The organism is Hymenobacter sp. BT559, from assembly GCF_016427535.1.
In the GTDB taxonomy this organism is placed as follows: Bacteria; Bacteroidota; Bacteroidia; order Cytophagales; family Hymenobacteraceae; genus Hymenobacter.
In genome coordinates this window covers 232,992-253,225 of record NZ_JAELXV010000001.1, presented here as the reverse complement: position 1 = coordinate 253,225, position 20,234 = coordinate 232,992, and the positions used below count along the sequence as shown (strand labels likewise).

Here is a 20,234-nt window from a genome sequence, read left to right as displayed (position 1 = left end):
TTTACCAAATTCAAAATCTGTGAGAATGCGTTTGAGAAACACTTCCTTCCTCCTCGTGGCGGGCGCGCTGCACGCGTACGCGGGGCAGGCCCAGACCCTGCGCCCCCCCGCCTACCCGCTGCTCACCCATGACCCATACTTCAGCGTGTGGGCCTTTCAGGACGAGCTGACTGGTGCCCCTACCCGGCACTGGACCGGCGAGCCCCAGAGCTTGGAGGGCGTGGTGCGGGTTGATGGCCAAGCGTATCAGTTTATGGGCAAAGCCGGGCCGCAGTACCGCGCCGTGATAGCGACGGTGCGCGAGCAGCCCTACAAAGCGCGCTACACCTTTAAAAAGCCCGCAGCCGGGTGGGAAAAAGCCAGCTTTGCAGCCGCCAGCAGCTGGCAGGAAGGGGCCGCCCCCTTCACCGACAACAAGAGCGAGCACGGCACCGAGTGGACGGAAGGCGACATCTGGGTGCGGCGCACGGTACGCGTGGCCAACCCCAAAACCAGCGGCGAACTGCGCCTGCTGATGGAGCACGACGACGACGTGGAAGTGTACCTCAACGGTGTGCTGCTGACCAAGCAAACCGGCTTCAATAGCAAGTACGACTTCTTCACCATTCCGGCCGCGGCCAAGCAGGCGCTGCACGCCGGCGACAACGTGCTGGCCATGCACGCCACCAGCCCCCAGGGTGGCGAGTACCTCGATGCGGGCCTTTACGAAACTGTGCCTAGCCCAGCCCCGATGCCACTGGCCCGCCAAACGGGCGTGACGGTCACGGCTACCCAAACGACCTACACTTTTGCGGCCGGACCGGTAACGCTGAAAGTCAACTTCTTATCGCCGCTGCTGCTCGATGAGCTGGAGACCGTGGCCCGGCCCATTAGCTACGTGACGTACACGGCTACCGCCACCGATGGCAAGCCCCACGCCACCCAAGTGCTGCTCAGCGAGGCTGGCACCCTGGCCAGCAACACCCCCTACCAAGTGGTAGCCACCAAGCCCGGCCAAGCTGGCAGCTTGCACTGGCAGGCCCTAGGTACCACCGCGCAGCCCGTGCTGGCCAAAGCCGGTGATAATATCCGCATCGACTGGGGCTACGCTTACCTGGCGGCGCCGGGCCGCGCCACGCTGGGCACCGGCAACCCGCAAGCCCTGAAAGCGGCCTTCGCCAAAACGGGCACCCTCGCGGCCTCCCCCACTACCACCGGCCAGGCGCAGCACGTGGCCCAGGCTGCGGTGCTCGACCTAGGCAAAGTAGGCGCCACGCCCATCGAGCAGCATTTGCTGATGGGCTACGACGAGCAGCAGGCCGTGCAGTACTTCGGCCAAAAACTGAAGCCCTGGTGGCGCCGCGACGCGGCCATGACCATGGAAAAGGCCCTAGGTGCCGCCGAGGCCGACTACACCCGCCTGCGCCGCAAGGCCACCGAGTTTGACCAAAAGCTGTACGCTGACGCCCAGCAGTCGGGGGGCAAGCAGTACGCCGACCTCTGCCAACTAGCCTACCGCCAGGCCATTGCAGCACACAGCATTGTGGCCGGGCCTAAGGGCGAGCTGTTCTTCTTTTCGAAGGAGAACTTCTCTAATGGCTCCATTGGCACGGTCGATGTCACGTACCCTTCTGAGCCGCTGTTCTTGCTTTATAACAACGAGTTGGCCAAGGGCATGCTGCGCTTTATCTTCGACTACTCCGAATCGGGGCGCTGGAAGAAGGACTTCCCGGCGCACGACGTAGGCACCTACCCGCTGGCCAACGGCCAGACCTACGGGGAAGACATGCCAGTGGAAGAAGCCGGCAACATGCTTATCCTGACCGCCGCCGCCGTGAAAATGGATGGCAAAGTAGACTTTGCCCGCGAGCACTGGCCCACGCTAACCAAGTGGGTGGGCTTCTTAAAGCGCGATGGCTTTGACCCGGCCAATCAGCTCTGCACCGACGACTTTGCCGGGCACCTGGCCCGCAATACCAACCTCTCGCTCAAGGCCATCATGGGTATTGCTTGCTACGGCCAGCTGGCCCGCCAGCTCGGCGACACCAAGACGGCCGACGAGTACCAGACCCTGGCCCGCGATATGTCCAAGAAGTGGATGCAAATGGCCCAGGACGGCGACCACTACGCCCTGACCTTCGACAAAACGCCCGGCTCGTGGAGCCAGAAGTACAACCTGGTGTGGGACAAGGTGCTTGGCCTGAACATCTTCCCGCCTGAAGTGGCGCAGCAGGAAATGGCGTTCTACCTCAAGCACCAGCAGAAATACGGCCTGCCCCTCGACAGCCGCAAGACCTACACCAAGTCGGACTGGATACTTTGGACCGCCACGATGGCCACCAGCCAAGCAGATTTCCAAGCCCTGGCGGCGCCCATCTGGCAGTTTGCCAACGACACGCCCAGCCGGGTGCCCCTCAACGACTGGCACGAAACCACTAATGCCCGGCAGGTTGGCTTCCAGGCCCGCTCGGTGGTCGGCGGCTACTTCATGAAAATGCTGGCTGATAAGCTCGCTAAATAAGCCCTAGGGGTGCTGGCAGCTGCCGGCACCCCTTTTTACTGCCCTGCTTTTCCTAGGTATCCGGCATGCGCTGGATGCTCTTTTTCATCCTTTTCCCCACCTCACTTCTATGTCGAAAGCTTTACTGTCTGCCCGCCCCACGCACCGGTTCTGGTCCGGCGTGCTCGCCCTCCTGTTGCTGCTGAGCCTGCGGACCCTAGGCCAAACAACTACTGGCAACCCCATTCTGGCCGGCTACCAAGCCGACCCAGAAATGAATTACTTCAACGGCACCTACTACATCTACCCCACCACCGACGGCAATTCTATGGGGGGGCAGTTTCATGCGTTCTCTTCGACCGACCTCACCAACTGGACCGACCGGGGCGTGGTATTTGACCTAGGCCGGCAAACCACCTGGGCCACCTATAACGGGTGGGCGCCCTCGGTGGTGGCCCGCAACGGCAAGTACTACTACTACTACACGGCCCACAACAACGCCACCAATACGCCATCTATCGGGGTGGCTGTAGGTACCACGCCCATCGGGCCCTTCACCGACAACGGACAGCCGCTGCTGACGCCCACGCTCAGCAACAACATTACCCAGGATGTGATTGACCCCATGGTGTTTATAGACGACGATGGGCAAGCCTACATCTACTACGGCGGCTCGAGCGGTGCCCGGATGGTGGTGCGCAAGCTCAACCCCGACATGGTATCGCTGACCAACGACGCGCCGCGCGACATTACCCCGCAGAACTACACCGAAGCGCCCTATCTGGTGAAGCGCAACGGCCGCTACTACATGACCTACTCGAACGGGCGCTGGTTTGATGACAGCTACAACGTGCAGTATTCGACCAGCACCTCGCCTACCGGCCCCTGGACCTATGGCGGCTCGGTGCTGAGCAGCGACGCTAAGCGCTTTGGGCCGGGGCACCACTCCATTACCCAGTTTCCGGGCTGCGACGACTACTACATCGTGTACCACCGCTACCAGGACAAGACCTATAAGACTCGCCAGGTGGCCGTAGACCACCTGACGTTCAACACTGACGGCAGCATCCAGAAGGTGAACATGACCAGCTACGGCGTGGCGCCGCGCGCAGCCGGTAGCGCCTGCCCGGTTAGCCCCCTGTTGGTGTCGGGCGGCCTCTATAAGCTCGGCCACAAGTACACCGACCAGGTCCTGGACGTAGACAACGGGAGCAGTACACCCGGCGCCAACGTACAGCAATGGACTGACAATGGCACCAACGCCCAGCGCTGGACCGTTACCGTGCAGGCTGATGGCCACTACAAGCTGCTGAATAAAAACTCGGGCCAAGCCCTGGATGTAGACAACGCGAGCACGGCCCCCGGCGCCAATGTGCAGCAGTTTACCGACAACGGCAGCGACGCCCAGCGCTGGCAGCTGCAAGCCATGAACGGCGGCTTCTATAAGCTGCTGCACAAGGGCACCGACCAGGCCCTCGACGTGGCCAGCAATAGTGTGAGCCCCGGCGCCAATGTGCAGCAGTGGACCGACAACGGCAACGATGCCCAGCGCTGGCAGTTTACCCTTGTCGAACAGCCCATCGTGTCGGGCGGCGTGTATCGGCTCACGCACAAGGGCACCACGCAGTGCCTAGAAGTACCTAGCAACTCGGACGCGCCCGGCACGGCCGTGCAGCAGTATACCGACAACGGCAACGATGCCCAGCGCTGGGTGATTACGCTGATGCCCGATGGCTACTACAAACTCACGCACCGCAACACCAACCAGTGCCTGGAGGTAGCCAGCAACAGCACGGCCCCCGGCGCCACCGTGCAGCAGTACACCGACAATGGCAACGACGCCCAGCGCTGGCAAATCGTACCCCTAGGTGATGGCTACTGCAAGATTGTGCACAAAGGCGCCACCCTCTGCCTCGATGTAGACAACAACCTGTCGGACCCCGGCACCGGCGTGCACCAGTGGACCGACAACGGCAACGACGCTCAGCGCTGGCGCCTCGACCTCATGCCACAAACGGCCGGCACGACGCCGCTGGCTACGCACAACGCAGCTCCTACTACCGCGCCCCTGATGATGTATCCGAACCCCTCCACCGGCCGGGTAACCTTCGTGGTGACGCCCACCCAAACCGGCCGCGTAGCCCTCGATGTCTATGACGTGCAGGGCCGCTTGGTGCGCCACCTTGCCGACGCGGCCGGCTCGGCGGGCCAGTCCACCGAGTACCCGCTGGATGGCACTGGCTGGGCCCCCGGTATGTATACCGTGCGCCTCTCCTCGGCGGGCCAAGTCACGCATGGCAAGCTGGTACTAGTGAACTAGTCCCTAGGTCCCTTCCCAGCAAAAAAGAAGCCCTTGCTACAGTTGTGGCAAGGGCTTCTTTTTTGCTTCTACTAACGCTGATGCTATTTATTCATCAGCTCAAAGCGCTCGAACGTAGCCGTGGCCGATGCCGGCCCTTGGGCCAATACGCCAATGCGCACGCCGCGGTCCCAGGGTGGCAGGTAGCCGCCGTCGGCGGTTTGGCCAGCGGGTAGCAGCTCGGTCCAGGTGCGGCCATCGGGACTGTAGGCGAAGCTATAGTGGCTGCCGCCCTGGTCTTGCACGCGCAGGTGCACGGCGGGGCTGGCAGCGGGCAAGGCCGCTTCGGCTAGGGTGCGGGTTTTGCCGTCGCGCAGCTCCTGCACTTGCAGCTTCCCGTCGCCGACCAGCACGCTCAAGGCATTTCGGGGGTCGCCGAGGGCACCTAGGCCAGCACTAGCCCCGGCGGGCAAGGCGCTGGGGTTGAGCAAGGTGGTAGTGGCCGTGTAGTTAGCGGCCAGCGTGGGGCGACCTAGGGCCGCGCCGCCCTTATCGGGCCGGGCCGTGAGCTGGAGCTGGCCCCCGCTTAGGGCAAACTGCGGCTTGTCTTCGACCGGCCATTCCCAGCTGGCACCTAAGGCAGAGCCGGTAAACTCGTCGGCCACCACGGCGGGCACGGGTGCGGCGGCCCTAGGGGTGCTGTGGTCGGCCAAGAATTCGGGCCAGCCGGTCTTGGTCCACACAAATTCGCTGAGCACACCCTGGCGCCCTACGTACTGCATGCTGTTGGTTTGGTAGGCATGGTGCAGCATGTACCAGTGCCCATTGCGCTCGACGGCCGTGCCGTGGCCGGGGCAGGTCCAGGTGTCGTTTTTAGTCAGGATGGGGTTGCGGTCGTACTTCTCCCAGGGGCCGAGCAAGTTCTTGGCCCGCGCCACGCCGGTGGCGTAGGTGCAGCCGGCGCCGCAGCAGCCATTGGCGGCGTAGAACATGTAGAAGTAGCCATCGTGGCGCACCACACTGGGGCCCTCCACTAGGTTACCCTCCCAGGCGGCGGTGTTGCGAAACAGCTCCGTTTTCTCGCCTACCAGCTGGGTGCGGTCGGCGCTCAGGCGCTGCGCCCAAATGGGCGTAGGCTTGTTTTGGCTGTTGCCGTCCTCCTTCCACAGGAGGTAGGGCTGGCCCTTTTCATCTTGCATCGGAAAGCCGTCGATGCTGCCGTCGGGCTGGCCCACCAGCGGGCCGTGGTCTTGGTACGGGCCTTCGGGGCGGTCGGCGCTGGCCACACCCACGGCTAGGTTGCCACCGCGCTTGTGCGCGGTGTAAAAGACGTACGTTTTGCCGTTGGCGTCGTGGTTGATTTCGGGTGCCCAGAAATAGTAGTCGGCCCAAGCCGGCCGCTCGCCCGGAAACACGTGCCCCACCAAGCTCCAATTTTGCAAGTCATCAGACTTGAGCAGCGGAAACGTGGGGCCCCAGTTGGAGGTCGTGGCCGTGGCCCAGTAGGTGTTGCCCACCTTGGTTACTGAGGGGTCGGGGTAGTCGCCGGCCAGCACGGGGTTGGCAATGGGCGCGGCCGTCGTGGCCCGCGCGGCGGGTGCGCTTTTGGTCGTTTTAACCTTGGTCTTGACTTTGACCTTCGTGGGCGCTTGGCCGACGGCCAGCAGCGGAGCGGCACCTAGCAACGCCAGCGCGGCGAGCGAACGGCAAAAATTCTGTTTTTGCATAGAAAAAGAAAGTAGCAAAACGGCCTGCATAGGGCAGGCCGTCAAGGCATTCGCGTAAATAGTCAATAACTTACCTTACTCGCCGGCTGGCCGGGCAATAGGCGTGCCGATAGCCACGGGCGTGCCGAAGTTAGGCGAGCCGTCGGCATTCCAGCTAAACTGCTGCATGCGTGGGTTGCGCGGGTCGCCGCAGCCTTCGTTGGGGTTGGTATTGGCGTGGTAGATTATCCAATCTTGGCTGCCGTCTTTCGATTTGAAGAAACTGTTGTGGCCCGGGCCGTAGGCTCTGTTGGCCGGGTTTTTCACGAACACGGGCGTACTCGACTTGGCCCAGGCACTAGCGGCCAGTGGGTCGGTGCCGGTTAGCGTCAGCTGCCCTAGGGCGTAGTCGTCGGTGCTGCAGTGGCTGGCCGAGTAAATAATGAAGGTCTTGCCGCCATGCTGCATAATCTCGGGCCCCTCATTAACCTTGGGCATGCCGTTTAGCTCCCACGCATACTGCGGGTGGCTCAGCTGGGTGCGGGGGCCGGTGAGCGTCCAGGGGCTGCTCATGAGCGCTATGTAGATATTCTGCTGGTCAGAACTCGCTTCTTGGCCGCTCCACACCAGGTAGCGCTTGCCATCCTGCTCCAGAATGGTCCCATCAATGGCCCATAAATCCTGGCCCGGCACCGCTATTTGACCTTTCTCGGTCCAGGTGCCCTGGGTAGGGTCAGCACTGGCATTTTCGAGCACCCACAGGCGCTGGCCTCCGCAGCAGTTGCCCGGCCCAGCCGTGAAGTACACGTACCACTTGCCATCCAGAAAATGAATTTCTGGTGCCCAGATGTCGTGCGAGGTGGGCCCAGTAGCCTTAGGCGTCCAGATGGTGGTGCTTACAGCCGAGCCCAGCTCGCTCATTTTGGCCGTTTTACGCAGCACCAAGTTGTTGCCCGTCGTTTGCATGTAGTAGTAGAAGCCGTCCTTCTGGATTACCCACGGGTCGGGGCCACTCGGCAGCAGCGGATTGGTAAACGTGGTGGCACTGGGCGCGGGCGGCGGCGGGGTGGGCGTCGTATTGCCGCCCCCGCTGCCCGAGTCTTTGCTGCACGAAAGCAACGCCACCAGCAAGAAGGGAAGCAGCCGGTACAGGGGCCGCGAAGAAAAGTAGCGCATAAGCTAAAATGGGGTGGGAAAACGTAGGGCTAGGCTACTTGTGGGCTGGCGGCCCTAGAGCACTTACTCGCCGGCCGGGCGCGCCAGGGGCTTGCCAGTGGCCACGGGCTTGCCGAAGTTGGGCGAACCATCACGGTTCCAAGTAAACTGCTGCATGCGCGGGCTGCGCGGGTTGCCGCAGCCTTCCCGGGGGTTGTTGTTGGCGTGGTAGATTATCCAGTCCTGGCGGCCGTCTTTCGACTTAAAGAAGCTATTGTGGCCCGGGCCGTAGGCGAAGCTGGCTGCGTAGTTCACAAACACTGGCTCCGGCGACTTTTTCCAGTTGCTAGCCACCAGCGGGTCGCGGCCGGTCAGGGTCAGCTGCCCTAGGGCATAGGTATCGGTGCTGCAGTGGCTGGCCGAGAAGATGAGAAAGGTCTTGCCCTTGTGCTGCAAAATCTCGGGTCCTTCATTCACTTTGGGGGTGCCGTTCAGCTCCCACTCAAACTCGGGCTTGCTGACCAAGGTGCGCGGGCCGGTGAGCGTCCAGGGGTTGCTCATGGCCGAGATGTAGATGTTCTGCTGGTCAGAGCCGGCTTCTTGGCCGCTCCACAGGGCATAGCGCTTGCCCCGCAGCTCAAACACCGTCATATCAATCGACCAGAAGTCGGCGCCGGGGCTGGCCAGCCGCGCTTTCTCAACCCAAGGCCCCTGCGTAGGGTCGGGGCTGGCATTTTCGAGCACCCACGAGCGCTGCCCACCGCAGCAGTTCTGCCCATCAGGGCCCGCGGTGTAGTAGATATACCACTTACCATCTAGGAAGTGCAGCTCGGGGGCCCACACATTGCGGGTGTTTTCGTGTTGGGGCTGCGGCGCCCACACCCTGGTAGCGGGCGCCTGGCTAAGCTCCGACATCTTAGCCGTCTTTCTGATGACCAAGCTATTGCCCGTGGTCACCATTACGTAGTAGAAACCATCTTTTTGGGTTACCCAAGGGTCGGGGCCCGAGGGCAGCAGCGGGTTGGTAAACGTGGGACCGGCAGCAGCTGGCCCGGGGCCTGGGCCCCGGCCGCCCGCCGCGCTGCTACCTAGCAGCACGGCCAGCAGCACCGGCGCCAGGTAGCGCGGCACAACAGAAAACGACATAGATTGGTACATAGACTGCACCTAGCGAGTGGGTTAGAGAATAAGTAAAGCTAGCCCTAGGTTGGCTTGGGCCTCGTCTCCACGAGAAAGGGACCGCCGGATACCTCCAACGGTCCCCTTTCTGTGGGCGCCGGGTGGCTTACCAGCCAGGATTTTGGTTGAGGCGCAGCAGGTCCACCTCCGTTTGCAGCAGCGGTAGCAGGCGCGACTTGCCCACCACGAAGGTGTTAAACTGCGCGTCGCGCGCCTTGAGCTGGTCTACCTTGGCTTGGGTATCTAGCAGCCCCCAGCGCTGCAAGTCAAACCACCGCACGCCTTCGCCGGCCAGCTCAGTAGCCCGCTCGTGCATGAGCTGCGTTTGCAGGGTAGCCTGGGTGAAGGCGCCGGGAGACAAGGGGGCCAGGTTGACGCTAGGGCGCTGGCGCACTTGGTTGATGAGGGCGACCGCAGCGGCCGTTTGTCCCTGCTCATTCAGGGCTTCGGCCTGCAGCAGCAGCACGTCGGCGTAGCGAATCACGCGCTGGTTGATGGGCGAGTCGAAGTCCTCAAATTGGCGGTAGTAGTCGGTCTGGTACTTGCGCCAGTACACGCGCGAGCGCAGACGTAGTGCCTCGGTTCCTTGGCGGTCGCCGTCATTTGAGTGGTAGCGACCCAGAAAGCCCGCGCCGTATGCCAGCGTATCGGCATCCTGGGGCAGCGCCGTCGGAAACTGTACCTGGTCGCGGCGGTTGTAGAACACCGTGGCCGCTAGGCGCGGGTCGCGCTGGCCACCCACAGTGGGCTCTTTCAAAAACTCGTTTACAATCCAGGGCCGCACTTCGCCGTCGTTGAAGCCAAAGCCCGGCACGCCCCAAAATTGCGAGCGCTGGCTGCCCTGCGAGCTGGTTGCGTCTGGTCCGCCGCCTGAGTCGTTGCCGCCCTTCTTCTCATCCGAAAACTGCACCTCGAAAATTGATTCCGAGTTGTTTTCCGACGTGTGGCGGAAGTTATCCGTGTAATTGTTGGTGAGCTGGTAAGTACCCGAGTTGATAACCAACGCAAACTGCGCTTGCGCATCGGCCCAGCGCTTGTTTTGCATGTAGGCCTTACCTAGCAAGGCCTGGGCGGCCCCCTTGGTAGCACGCCCCACATCGGCAGCGCTGTACGACACCGGCAGGTCGGGCGCTGCCTCTTGCAGGTCCTTGTACACCTGGGCCCACACCTCGGCTTCTTTGGCTTGGGTTACAGGGCGGTTTAGCTCCGTCGAATAGGCTAGGTCCAGCGGCACGTTGCCGTAGAGCGAGGCCAGGTTGAAATATGACAGCGCCCGCAGGAATTTGGCCTCGGCCAGCACGCGCTTTTGCAGCGTGGCATCCATGTTCGTGATGGTGGGCACGCGGTCGAGCACCTGGTTGCAACGGAAGATGGTGCGGTAATGGTCGCGCCAAATGTTGCTCGACACCTCGAAGTCGTAGTTCTGCTGCACGAAGCGGGTAAAGTCGGCCAGCTCGCCCCAGGGGCTCTGGCTCCAGCCGATATCGTCGCGCAGGTCGAAGGCGAAGTTGAGCCAGCGGCGGTACATGCCCAGGCCCTGCAGGCCGGCGTAGCAAGCCGTCGAGCCGCGCACGGCATCGTCGCTGGTAACCCATGACACCTGCACGGTGGGCAGGTTGGGGTTTACCTGGTTGAGGAGGTCTTTTTCGCAGGCAGTGGCGCTGAGGAGCAGCGCGCCTGCTACGCCCAACCGGGTTAAGGCAGAAGCTTTCATATTAATGATAGCGAAGTAAATGCGGGTGGGATAAAAGCTTAGAAGCCAGCCTGGAGGCCTAGGGTAAACGAACGCAGGTTGGGGTAAGACCCTTGGTCGACACCGCGGGCCAGCGAGCCCTGCCCCACGGTTTCGGGGTCATAGCCGCTGTATTTAGTCACCGTAAACACGTTCTGACCGGTCAGGAACAAGCGTAGCGAGCCGATGTACTTGGTGCGCTCCAGCATGCTCTTAGGCAGCGAGTAGCCTAGCTGCACGTTTTTCAGGCGCAGGTAAGAGCCGTCTTCCAGCCAGCGGGTGGTTTGGTAGCGGTCGTTGTTGCCGGGTGAGGCACTGTTGTAGATACCGTCGTTGCGGGTACCACCCGCGATTACGGCGCGGGGCGTCGTGTTAGAGGGGTTGGTAGGCGTCCAGGGGTTGAAGCTGGCTAGGTGGTTGTTATTGTCGTCGGTGCGCTCCAGCCAGTACTTCGCATCGTTAAATACCGTATTGCCTTGCACGCCCTGGAAGAACACAGCCAGGTCGAAGTTTGCGTAGCTAGCCGTTAGGTTCAGGCCATATTGCAGGCGCGGAAACACCCGGCCCACGTGCACACGGTCGGCTTCGGTTACCTGCCCGTCGCCATTGGTGTCCTTGTATCGCACGTCACCGGCACGCAGCCCGGCCGGAATGCTGGCGTCGCCAGTCTGGTAGATGCCGTCGAACTGGTAGAGGTAGAACGAGCCAATCTCATAGCCCACTTCGGTGCGGGTAATGCTGCCGGGCCCACCAGTCAGGAAGTTGGTCGTCGAACCTTCTACCGAGCCCTCGTTCAGGTTCAGCACCTTGTTGTTGAGCGTGGTCAGGTTCGCTGACACGCCGTACTTAAACGGCTTGCGGTCGTCGGCATAGCCTACTTTAAACTCGAAGCCGCGGTTCTCAATCAACCCTAGGTTCTGGTAAGGCAGCGCACCGGCGTTGCCGAGCACCTGCGGCAGGTTGGGAGCCACTAGCGCATTGGCCGTGCGCGAGATGTAGTAGTCGGCCGACAGCGAGAAGCGGTTCTCGAGCAGCGCTACGTCGAAGCCGTAGTTCTGGGTGCGGCGCTCTTCCCAGCGCACCCGGCTGGCCAGGGTCGTCTGGATGGCGCCGTTCTGGATGTTCTGGCCCGTGCCCAGTACGTAGTTGGCGTTGGTGTTCAGCGCCCCCTGGTAGAGGTACGAGCCGCCGTAGGCCCCGCTTAGGTATTGGTTGCCGAGGCTACCATAGCTGGCGCGCAGCTTCAGGTCGCTGATGGCCTTCACATTCTCCATGAACTTCTCCTTCGAGACGCGCCAGCCCACCGAGCCGGCCCCGAAGTTGCCCCACCGCACGCTGGGCTCAAAGAGCGACGAGCCGTCGCGGCGGAAGGCGCCCGTGACCAAGAAGCGACGGTCGTAATCGTAGCTCACCTGACCGAAGAAAGACTCCTTGCCCTGCACGTAGGACGAGCCGATAACCTGCGGCGTTTGCGTGCCGGCATCGAGCGCCCAATAGTACACTGGGCCTTGGCCGTAGCCAAAGTTGACACCCCGCGTAAACTCGAAGCTGCGGCGCTGGCGGCTGTAGCCAGCCACGGCCGTCAGGTTATGCTCGCCAAAGCTCTTATCGAAGGTCAGCGTATTTTCGACTTGGCCAAAGAGCTCATTGCCTTGGTCATCGCCGTAGTTCGAGGGCTGGGTAATGTCGTTGCGGCGCCAGATGCCATACTGCCGCTTTTGCTGGTCGCGGAAGCCGTGGTACTCCAGGCCTAGGTTGAGGCGGTAGCGCAGAAAGTCAAAAATCTGCACCTCAGCAAAGACGTTGCCCAGAATGCGGTTGTTGGTGCTGGTGCTGTTGAGCAGCCGCTGCAGGGCAATGGGGTTGGTGCCGAAAGTCACGGCGTTGTTGTTGCCAATGCCGAAGCCGCCGGGCACGGTGGCGTCATACACCGGAATAACGGACGGCATGCGCAGTACCTCCGTGAAGGGCGCGCCGTTGACGTACGTCTGGTTGGCGCGCACCAGCTGCAGGTTTTCGCCCACGCGCAAGCGCCCGCGGTTGAAGCCTGTATTCACACGAGCCGTGAAGCGCTCGAACTGCGGTCCAATGATAGTGCCCTGCTGCTTGAAGTAGCCGCCCGACACGTTGAAGTTGGAGTTGGGTCCGCCGCCCGAGAAGCCTAGGTTGTAGTCTTGCACCGAGCCTTGCTTAAACAGCTCTTTTTGCCAGTCGGTATCGATGCCGGCGGGCAGGTTGGCGGCGTAGGGCTGGCGCGGCAGGCCGGCGTTGTCGTAGGCCTGGTTGTTGGTCACGGCCCACTGCGCCGCGTTGGCCAGGTCGAGGCGCTTTACCAGGTTTTGCACCCCGGCGCTGGCGTTGAAGCTGATAGCGGGTGTGCCCTGCTTGCCTTTCTTGGTGGTGATGATAATTACACCGTTGGCCCCCGAGTTGCCGTAGGGCGCCAGCGAAGCGGCATCCTTAAGTACCTGCACCGACTCGACGTCGGCGGGGTTGACATCGCGCCCGGCACTGCTGGTGGGCTCAATCCAGAGCCCGTCTATCACGTAGAGCGGGCCGCTGTTGCTGCCACCCAGCGAGCCCAGGCCCCGGATGTTCACTACCGGCCCCTGGCCCGGCACGCCCGAGTTGCTGACCTGCACCCCCGCTAGGCGGCCCTGAATGGCCTCCCCTACCGAGGCTACTGGCGCCCGGCGCACTTCCGTAGCGCCTACGGTGGCTACCGAGCCGGTCACGTTTTGGCGCTCCTGGGTGATGTAGCCAACTACTACTGCTTCAGAAAGATTCTGGGTGTTAGTAGCCAGCCGGACGTTGATTGTAGTCTGATTGTTAACTGCAATCTCCTGGGTAGTGAAGCCTACCGACGAGATAACTAGGGTAGCATTAGCCGGAGCATCGAGCGAGAAGTTGCCATCGACGTCGGTGCTGGTGCCAGTGGTAGTGCCTTTGACTAGCACGGTTACCCCAGGCAGGCCTTCACCTTTCTCATCCGTGACGCGGCCAGTAACCGTGGCAAGGGGCTGGCTCGCCTTGCGGCTTACAAATGTGCGTGGAGCCGCCACAGGGGCGGCCGAAGCTACGGCTAGCGGCAGGCAGCAAGCCAGCACCGGCACTAGTAACCGCCCCGCGGGGGGTACAAGCTTTTTCATATGGGTGGGAGTGAATGTGGAGAAGCAAACAATAGCGGATTTCGTGCAAACGATTGCATCATCCGACAAAAAAGGTGACCTCAGGCGCATCGGTAGAGATGCTTCCTCGCTTGGTAGTCGGAATGGAGAGGGACTGCGCCAGTTCCACACCCGGCCCTAGCTAGTACCAAGGACTGTGAGCGATGAGGAACAAAAAGAGCAAAAAAGAGGCTTGAAATCAGCTTAACGATGCAAAAGTATGAATTATTTAAATAAAATCAAGTTTCCAACCAACTTTATAGGGATGCCTTCACTAACCTCAACAAGCTAGCTTTTGCCACTGCGTAAGCTAAAGACTACCACTGCACTGGTCACAAGCCTTGCTTGGCGGGGCTACTAACAATACCAGCGACTTCATAAAATCCTTGTTTACCTCAAGTATTTGAAGGCGCAACCTGCTTGGAGATGTCTCATTGGCTTATCACTTACGCAGAACAAACCACATGCTTACTCACTTTATTTATCATTGACAAACAAATATTTATCTTCCATAAATGAGTAGATGAATCTCAGAAAAGCAAAACCGTAGCAACTGCCCTATATGCAAACGTTTGCATAATAAGAATAGAGCGCTGAGCCAGGAAAAAGCTAAATTGTTTTAGCAATTCAGGGTTGGTACCGTTCTGAAGCACAGGTATTGATAGGGTTAGGCTGTACTTTTGGCACCTAAGGTTGCCTTCTACTTATTTTTTCAGCTCACGCTCCTTACCTATGGCTGCTCCCGCCCCCACCATCACTCGCACTAGCTCTTCGGCGGCTGCTTCTACGCAGCGCTATACGTCGGCGCTGGCCGCGGTCACGACCCTCTTCTTCTTGTGGGGGTTCATTACCTGCCTCAACGACATCCTGATTCCGTATTTGAAAGCCATTTTCCAGCTTTCATTCGCGCAAGCCAACCTCATCAACCTGTGCTTTTTCGGAGCTTATTTTCTGATGAGCATCCCGGCGGGCAAACTAGTGGCCCGCCTAGGTTACAAAAAAGGGATGCTGCTGGGCTTTGTGGTGGCGGCCGTGGGCGCGTTCTTGTTTTATCCAGCGGCGGCGCAACGCGCCTACGGGTTGTTCCTTGGGGCGCTGTTTGTGCTGGCCTCAGGCATTACGCTGCTGCAAGTGGCAGCTAACCCCTATGTAGCCATTCTGGGGCCGCCTGAATCAGCCTCGTCGCGCCTGTCGCTCACGCAGGCCTTCAATTCGCTAGGTACTACGCTGGCGCCGCTGCTAGGTAGCGCGCTTATTCTGAGCCGTTTGCCTAAGCTTGACAATGCTACTACCGCGGCGGGCATTGACGTCAGCGCCGTGCAGCTACCCTACCTAGTTATTGGCGGCATGCTGCTGCTCATCAGCTTCGTGCTAAGCCGCATCAACCTACCGGTGATTGAGCACGTGACCGATGATGACGAAGCTACCGGCGACCACCACACCAGCGCTTGGCAGTACCGCCACCTGGTGCTGGGCGTCGTGGGCATCTTTACCTACGTGGGCGCCGAGGTAGCCATTGGCTCGCACATCGTGAGCTACCTGGCCCTGCCCAACGTGATGAACATGGACGCTACGGCGGCCGGCAATCAAGTAGCCTTTTACTGGGGCGCAGCCATGGTCGGCCGTTTCGCTGGCGCCTATTTGCTCAATAAGTTTTCGCCGGCGAAAATATTGGCCTTCACTGCCATAGGCGCAGTGGTGTTGGTGCTTATTTCTATCAATACTACTGGCCCCCTTGCCATGTGGAGCCTGCTGGCCGTGGGTTTGATGAACTCCATTATGTATCCCACCATCTTTACGCTGGCGGTGGCTGGCCTAGGGCGCCACACCGAGGAAGGCTCGGGGCTGCTGTGCACAGCCATTGTGGGTGGCGCGCTGGTGCCCATGCTGTTTGGGGCCATTGCCGACCAGGGTGGGCTGCGGCTGGCACTGTTGCTCCCCATTGTGTGCTACGCCTACATTATGTGGTACGGGCTGCGCGGCAGCCGCCGGGCCGGCGGCGAGGTAGTGGCAGCGTAGCCACCTTCGGTTTTCTTACTTCTAATGGAAGTGGCTGCTCTACCAGGCAGCCACTTTTTTTATGCCCGTTGAGCAAGGCAGGTCAAGCACTCTTTGGCCTGGTACTAGCTGCAGGGCTACCTAGGCTACTAGTATCGAAGTGGGCAACTGGTTTGTGGCCCAGCGGAATACAGATATCCTAGTAAGTATAAAATTTTGGCATTCTAAAATATCCAATCGTTGCCGCAAACGATTGCGATATTACTTTTTGCATTTTGACAATAAAAATATTTCTATTCTTCCTAATACTTAATACCTTCCCAATAAAATGATTACCAATCCTTAGAAGCTTACATATGGCGCCTAGCAAATTTCTAATAGCTGCGCTTAAAATTAAATTTTAACAACATATAAGCCCACGCCTGCTTCCAACATACTAGCTATTAGCACTTTTAGTTTTCCCACCTTTTTACCTAAGTCTTTGCCTATGATAATCAAGCACCTGTTCTGAATACCATTCCCCACCCAATCTAACTTGTCATGGATTTAATACTTCTACCTTTTCCTAGTAAAGCCTTTACACTGAAAGCGAAAGCTGTGCTAGCTACGCTAGTGCTGAATTTCATTTGCCTGAGTGCGTTTGCGCAGCTCCCGCTGGTTTACTCAGCCGAGAATACGGGGGCCAGCTGTGCGGCTCCGCCGCTGCCCAGCTTTGCCCAGCTGCCGGCTATCGAGCCGCTCCCCGACCCGTTTAGGTGGGCCGATGGCCGCGGGCGCACCACCAATTTTAAGGATTGGGAATGCCGACGCAATGAAATCAAGGCCCAAATTGAAAACTATGAGATAGGGCGGCGGCCCAGCCGGCCGCAGGACATAAAAGCCACCTACACGCCCGGCGCTACGGCGGGCACGGGCACTCTCACGGTGGTCGTGACCGTGAATGGTAAGTCGCTGACGCTGAACTCGCAGGTGTCGCTACCCACGACGGGGAGCGGGCCGTTTCCGGCTATTATTGGTATGAATAGCTTGTCGGGCAGTGTGCCGGCGGCGGTTTTTACGAGCCGCAACGTGGCCCGCATTCAGTACAACCACAACCAGGTGACGACCTATTACGGCGCGGCACTGACGGACCCGTATTATCAGCTTTACCCCGACCAGAACCTCTCCAATTCGGGCCAGTATGCGGCGTGGAGCTGGGGCGTGAGCCGCCTCATCGACGGCCTGGAGTTGGTGCAGGCCAGCCTGCCCATTGACCTGAAGCACCTAGGCGTGACCGGCTGCTCCTACGCGGGCAAGATGGCCCTGTTTTCGGGAGCCATGGATGAGCGCATTGCCCTCACTATTGCGCAGGAATCGGGCGGTGGGGGCGCGCCCGCCTGGCGCGTGTCGGAAACCCTAGGCGGCGTGGAAAACCTCGGCGCCACAGACTACAGCTGGTTTAAGGACGACATGAAGCAGTTTGCCGGCGCCAACGTGGCCAAGCTGCCGCACGACCACCACGAGCTGATGGCCATGATAGCACCCCGGGCGCTGCTTGTGACGGGTAACACCGACTTTGAGTGGCTGGCTAACCCGTCGGCCTATGTATCGGCGCGGGCCGCGCACGAGGTCTGGAAGCAGTTTGGCATCGGCGACCGGTTTGGGTTTTATATCGATGGAGGGCACAACCACTGCGCCATACCCGCTAGCCAGCAGCCAGCCGTGGAAGCCTTCGTTGACAGGTTTTTGCTGGGTAACCTAAGCGCCAACACCAACATCACTGTGCACCCCTACCCCACGGTAGACTACCAGCGCTGGTATAAGTGGTGGGGCACCAATACGCCCGTGTTGCCGCCGCTGCCGCCCGAGCCGCTGGGCAAAAGAATCTGGCTCGAAGCCGAGTGCGCCACGGTAGGCGCCAACTGGGAGGTAGTGGCCGACACCTCGGCAGCGCACGGTGCTTATGTAAAGGCAAAAACCGGGATGAGCAGCACTGCGGCGGCCCCTACCGCGCCCGCCGCCTACCTCACCATGCCTTTCACCATCGACAGTGCGGCTACTTACAGCCTCCTGGCGCGGCTCAACGTGCCCGCGGGCGAAGACTACAGCTACTGGATGAAGCTGGATAACGAGCCGTTTCAACCCGTAAGCAGCCAGCTATTGGCTAACCCCGGCTTTGAAAATGGGCGGACCGACTGGACTACGCTGAATGGCGGCGGCGCTACCATTACGGCCAATACGGTGGCGGCCGAGGCCCACACCGGCAGCGGCTCCTTGAAGGTGGTAAACCCCCGGCCCGGCGCCCAGTGGCAGGTGCAGGTGTCGAGCGCGGCGTTTCCAACTACCATCGGCAAGCGATATACTATTTCGTATTGGGTACGGGCGGCGGCCCCGGGCGGCTCCATCCGGCTGTCGACCGGGCCCTCGGGCGCGCAGTACCAGGGCGACCAGGCCATTGGCACCGCCTGGCAGCAGGTGTCGTGGACTATCACGGCCACGCTGGCTTCGACCACTTTCCTGTTTGACATGGGGCAGGCGGCCAATACCTATTACATCGACGATGCCAGCTTGAAGGAGGTGAGCGCCGAGGGCTGGCGCTGGGTGAAGCTCCGGGAAGCCGCCCTAGGGGTAGGGCCGCACACGCTCACCGTGGCCTACAACGCCGGCGGCAATGCCAAGCTGGATAAACTGCTGGTGACAACCACCAAAGCCACTATCACGGGTAAAGGGGCCGACGCCGACAACTGCAAAACCCAGCAAACCATCAGCTTTGGGGCGCTGCCGGCCGCCCTCGTTGGCGACCGCGACCTAACGCTTACGGCCACGGCTAGCTCGGGCTTGCCCCTTACCTACACCAGCTCCGACACTACCGTGGCCACCGTGACCAATGGTGTGCTGCGAGTGCGCCGGGCCGGCACCACCACCATTACGGCCCGGCAGGCCGGCAATGCTACCTACGCCGCGGCCCCGGCCGTGAGCCAAACGCTGACCGTGGCCCCGCTGCGGCTGCAAGTGCAGTACAAAGACGGGGACGACAGCCGCCCCCACGGGCAGCTTATCAAGCCCACGCTGCGCCTCGACAACCTAGGGCCGGCCGCCGTGGCCTACAGCGAGCTAACGGTACGCTATTGGCTTACAGCAGAAAACTACAGCGGCCTGGCCACCAACGTGGACTGGGCAGCCTTAGGAGCCAGCAACATCCGCACGCGGTACGTGGAGCTCCCCAAGCCGCACCACGACGCCTACGGCTATGTGGAATACTCCTTCGCTGCCAGCCTAGGCCAGCTGGCGGGGGGCAGCAGCTCGGGTGAAATCCGCTCGCGCTTCCACAACAACGCCTACGGTGACCTAGGCGAGAGCACCGACTGGTCGTACCGCTACAACTCGTGGAACTACGCGCCCAACGAGCGCATCACGGTGTATCGCAACGGGCGCCTGGTCTGGGGAAACGAGCCAGAGGTCATAGACTCGATTATGGCGTTTGAGGTGCTGTCGCAGAACCGCAATGGCTACTCGCGTGGCAATACCATCAGCACGTACTTCAATGTGCAAAACGTGGGCAACGTGCCCGTCGACTACCCCGCGCTGCGGGTGCGCTACTGGTTTACCCCCGATGGCTCGACCAGCATCAACCACTGGTTTGACTGGGCGCAGGTGGGTACCAACAATGTGGGCGGCGTGGTAGGGCAGCAGGGCAACCAGCTCTACTTCGAAGTAGGCTTTGGGCTGAATCTAGGGAAGCTCTACCCACTCAGCAGCACTGGCGACGTGCGCTTTCGCCTGGCCAAGAAAGATTGGACCAACTTCGTGGAAGACAACGACTGGTCGTACCGCGCGCCGTGGGAGTATACGTACAACGACCACATGACGCTCTACTACAAGGGCCAGTTGGTATACGGCGCTGAGCCGGGCACTCGGTCGGCTGCGGCACGCACCGCAAACGCCGCCGCGCCCGGCGCTGCTCCCTCCGATGGCGCCGGCCAGGGCACATCGTTAGAAGCCTTCCCCAACCCTGTGGCTTCGACCGCTACCGTGCAGTTTCGGGCAGCAGAGGCCGGGCGGGCGCTGGTACAGCTCTACAACCCGCTGGGCCAATTGGTAGCCACCCTCTACAACGACACCGTAGAAAATGGCCGCGCCTACCAGCTGCCGCTGGCCGCCCAGCGCCTAGCCAACGGCCTCTACGAGTGCCGGCTAGTGCTCGCGGGCAAAACGCTGACCAAGCGTATCGCTATCAGCCACTAAGGCTGTTCAAATTTTGAAAAAGGAGGCTGCTCGCTGAGCAGCCTCCTTTTTGTTTTTTAGGGCTTGTATGCTGCCCCTGTAGATTAAGTAGAAGGTCAAAATTCGCTTGTCCTTGCGAGCGCAGCGAAGCAATCGCCCCTATTCAGCGCAGTCGTTCTGATGCGATTGCTTCGCTGCGCTTGCTAGGACAGACGCTTGCCAACTCAAACCGCTTTTAGCGGAAGTAGCAGGCCCTAGGTGCTGGCTGGCGCCAGTTTGGGGCGAAAGCGCCCTACCTTACGGCCTCCTACCCTAT

9 protein-coding genes are annotated in these 20,234 nt (G+C 60.7%); 4 read left to right on the top strand and 5 right to left on the bottom strand.

Annotation, left to right across the window (positions count from 1 at the left end):
• The first annotated feature begins 25 nt into the window (after window positions 1–25).
• A complete protein-coding gene (locus JAO77_RS01070; RefSeq protein WP_198988424.1) occupies window positions 26–2,500 on the top strand; it encodes a glutaminase family protein in 2,475 nt (824 codons plus the stop codon).
• A gap of 109 nt (window positions 2,501–2,609) precedes the next feature.
• Complete coding sequence (locus JAO77_RS01065) at window positions 2,610–4,799, top strand: RICIN domain-containing protein (protein WP_198988423.1); 2,190 nt, start codon at window positions 2,610–2,612, stop codon at window positions 4,797–4,799.
• 83 nt (window positions 4,800–4,882) lie between these two features.
• On the opposite strand, the gene JAO77_RS01060 is transcribed toward JAO77_RS01065, so the two are convergent.
• The 5 genes from JAO77_RS01060 to JAO77_RS01040 form a co-directional block, all read right to left on the bottom strand.
• Complete coding sequence (locus tag JAO77_RS01060; RefSeq protein ID WP_235998168.1) at window positions 4,883–6,505, bottom strand: family 43 glycosylhydrolase; 1,623 nt, start codon at window positions 6,503–6,505, stop codon at window positions 4,883–4,885.
• A gap of 75 nt (window positions 6,506–6,580) precedes the next feature.
• Window positions 6,581–7,660, bottom strand: a complete 1,080-nt coding sequence (locus JAO77_RS01055; RefSeq protein WP_198988422.1) for a glycoside hydrolase family 43 protein — start codon at window positions 7,658–7,660, stop codon at window positions 6,581–6,583.
• Between the two features lie 63 nt (window positions 7,661–7,723).
• On the bottom strand, window positions 7,724–8,785 hold the full coding sequence (locus JAO77_RS01050; protein ID WP_198988421.1) for a glycoside hydrolase family 43 protein: 1,062 nt from the start codon (window positions 8,783–8,785) through the stop codon (window positions 7,724–7,726).
• 139 nt (window positions 8,786–8,924) lie between these two features.
• Window positions 8,925–10,532 carry a RagB/SusD family nutrient uptake outer membrane protein gene (locus JAO77_RS01045; RefSeq protein WP_198988420.1) on the bottom strand — a complete coding sequence of 536 codons (1,608 nt, stop codon included), beginning with the start codon at window positions 10,530–10,532 and terminating at the stop codon, window positions 8,925–8,927.
• A 38-nt stretch (window positions 10,533–10,570) separates the two neighbouring features.
• Entirely contained in the window at window positions 10,571–13,699 is a 3,129-nt protein-coding gene (locus tag JAO77_RS01040) for a SusC/RagA family TonB-linked outer membrane protein (protein WP_198988419.1), read from the bottom strand.
• 750 nt (window positions 13,700–14,449) lie between these two features.
• Between JAO77_RS01040 and JAO77_RS01035 the strand changes: the two genes are divergently transcribed.
• Both JAO77_RS01035 and JAO77_RS24455 read left to right on the top strand, forming a co-directional pair.
• Window positions 14,450–15,736 carry a sugar MFS transporter gene (locus tag JAO77_RS01035; RefSeq protein WP_198988418.1) on the top strand — a complete coding sequence of 429 codons (1,287 nt, stop codon included), beginning with the start codon at window positions 14,450–14,452 and terminating at the stop codon, window positions 15,734–15,736.
• A 576-nt stretch (window positions 15,737–16,312) separates the two neighbouring features.
• Window positions 16,313–19,939 carry a glucuronyl esterase domain-containing protein gene (locus JAO77_RS24455; RefSeq protein ID WP_198988417.1) on the top strand — a complete coding sequence of 1,209 codons (3,627 nt, stop codon included), beginning with the start codon at window positions 16,313–16,315 and terminating at the stop codon, window positions 19,937–19,939.
• The last annotated feature ends 295 nt before the right edge of the window (window positions 19,940–20,234 follow it).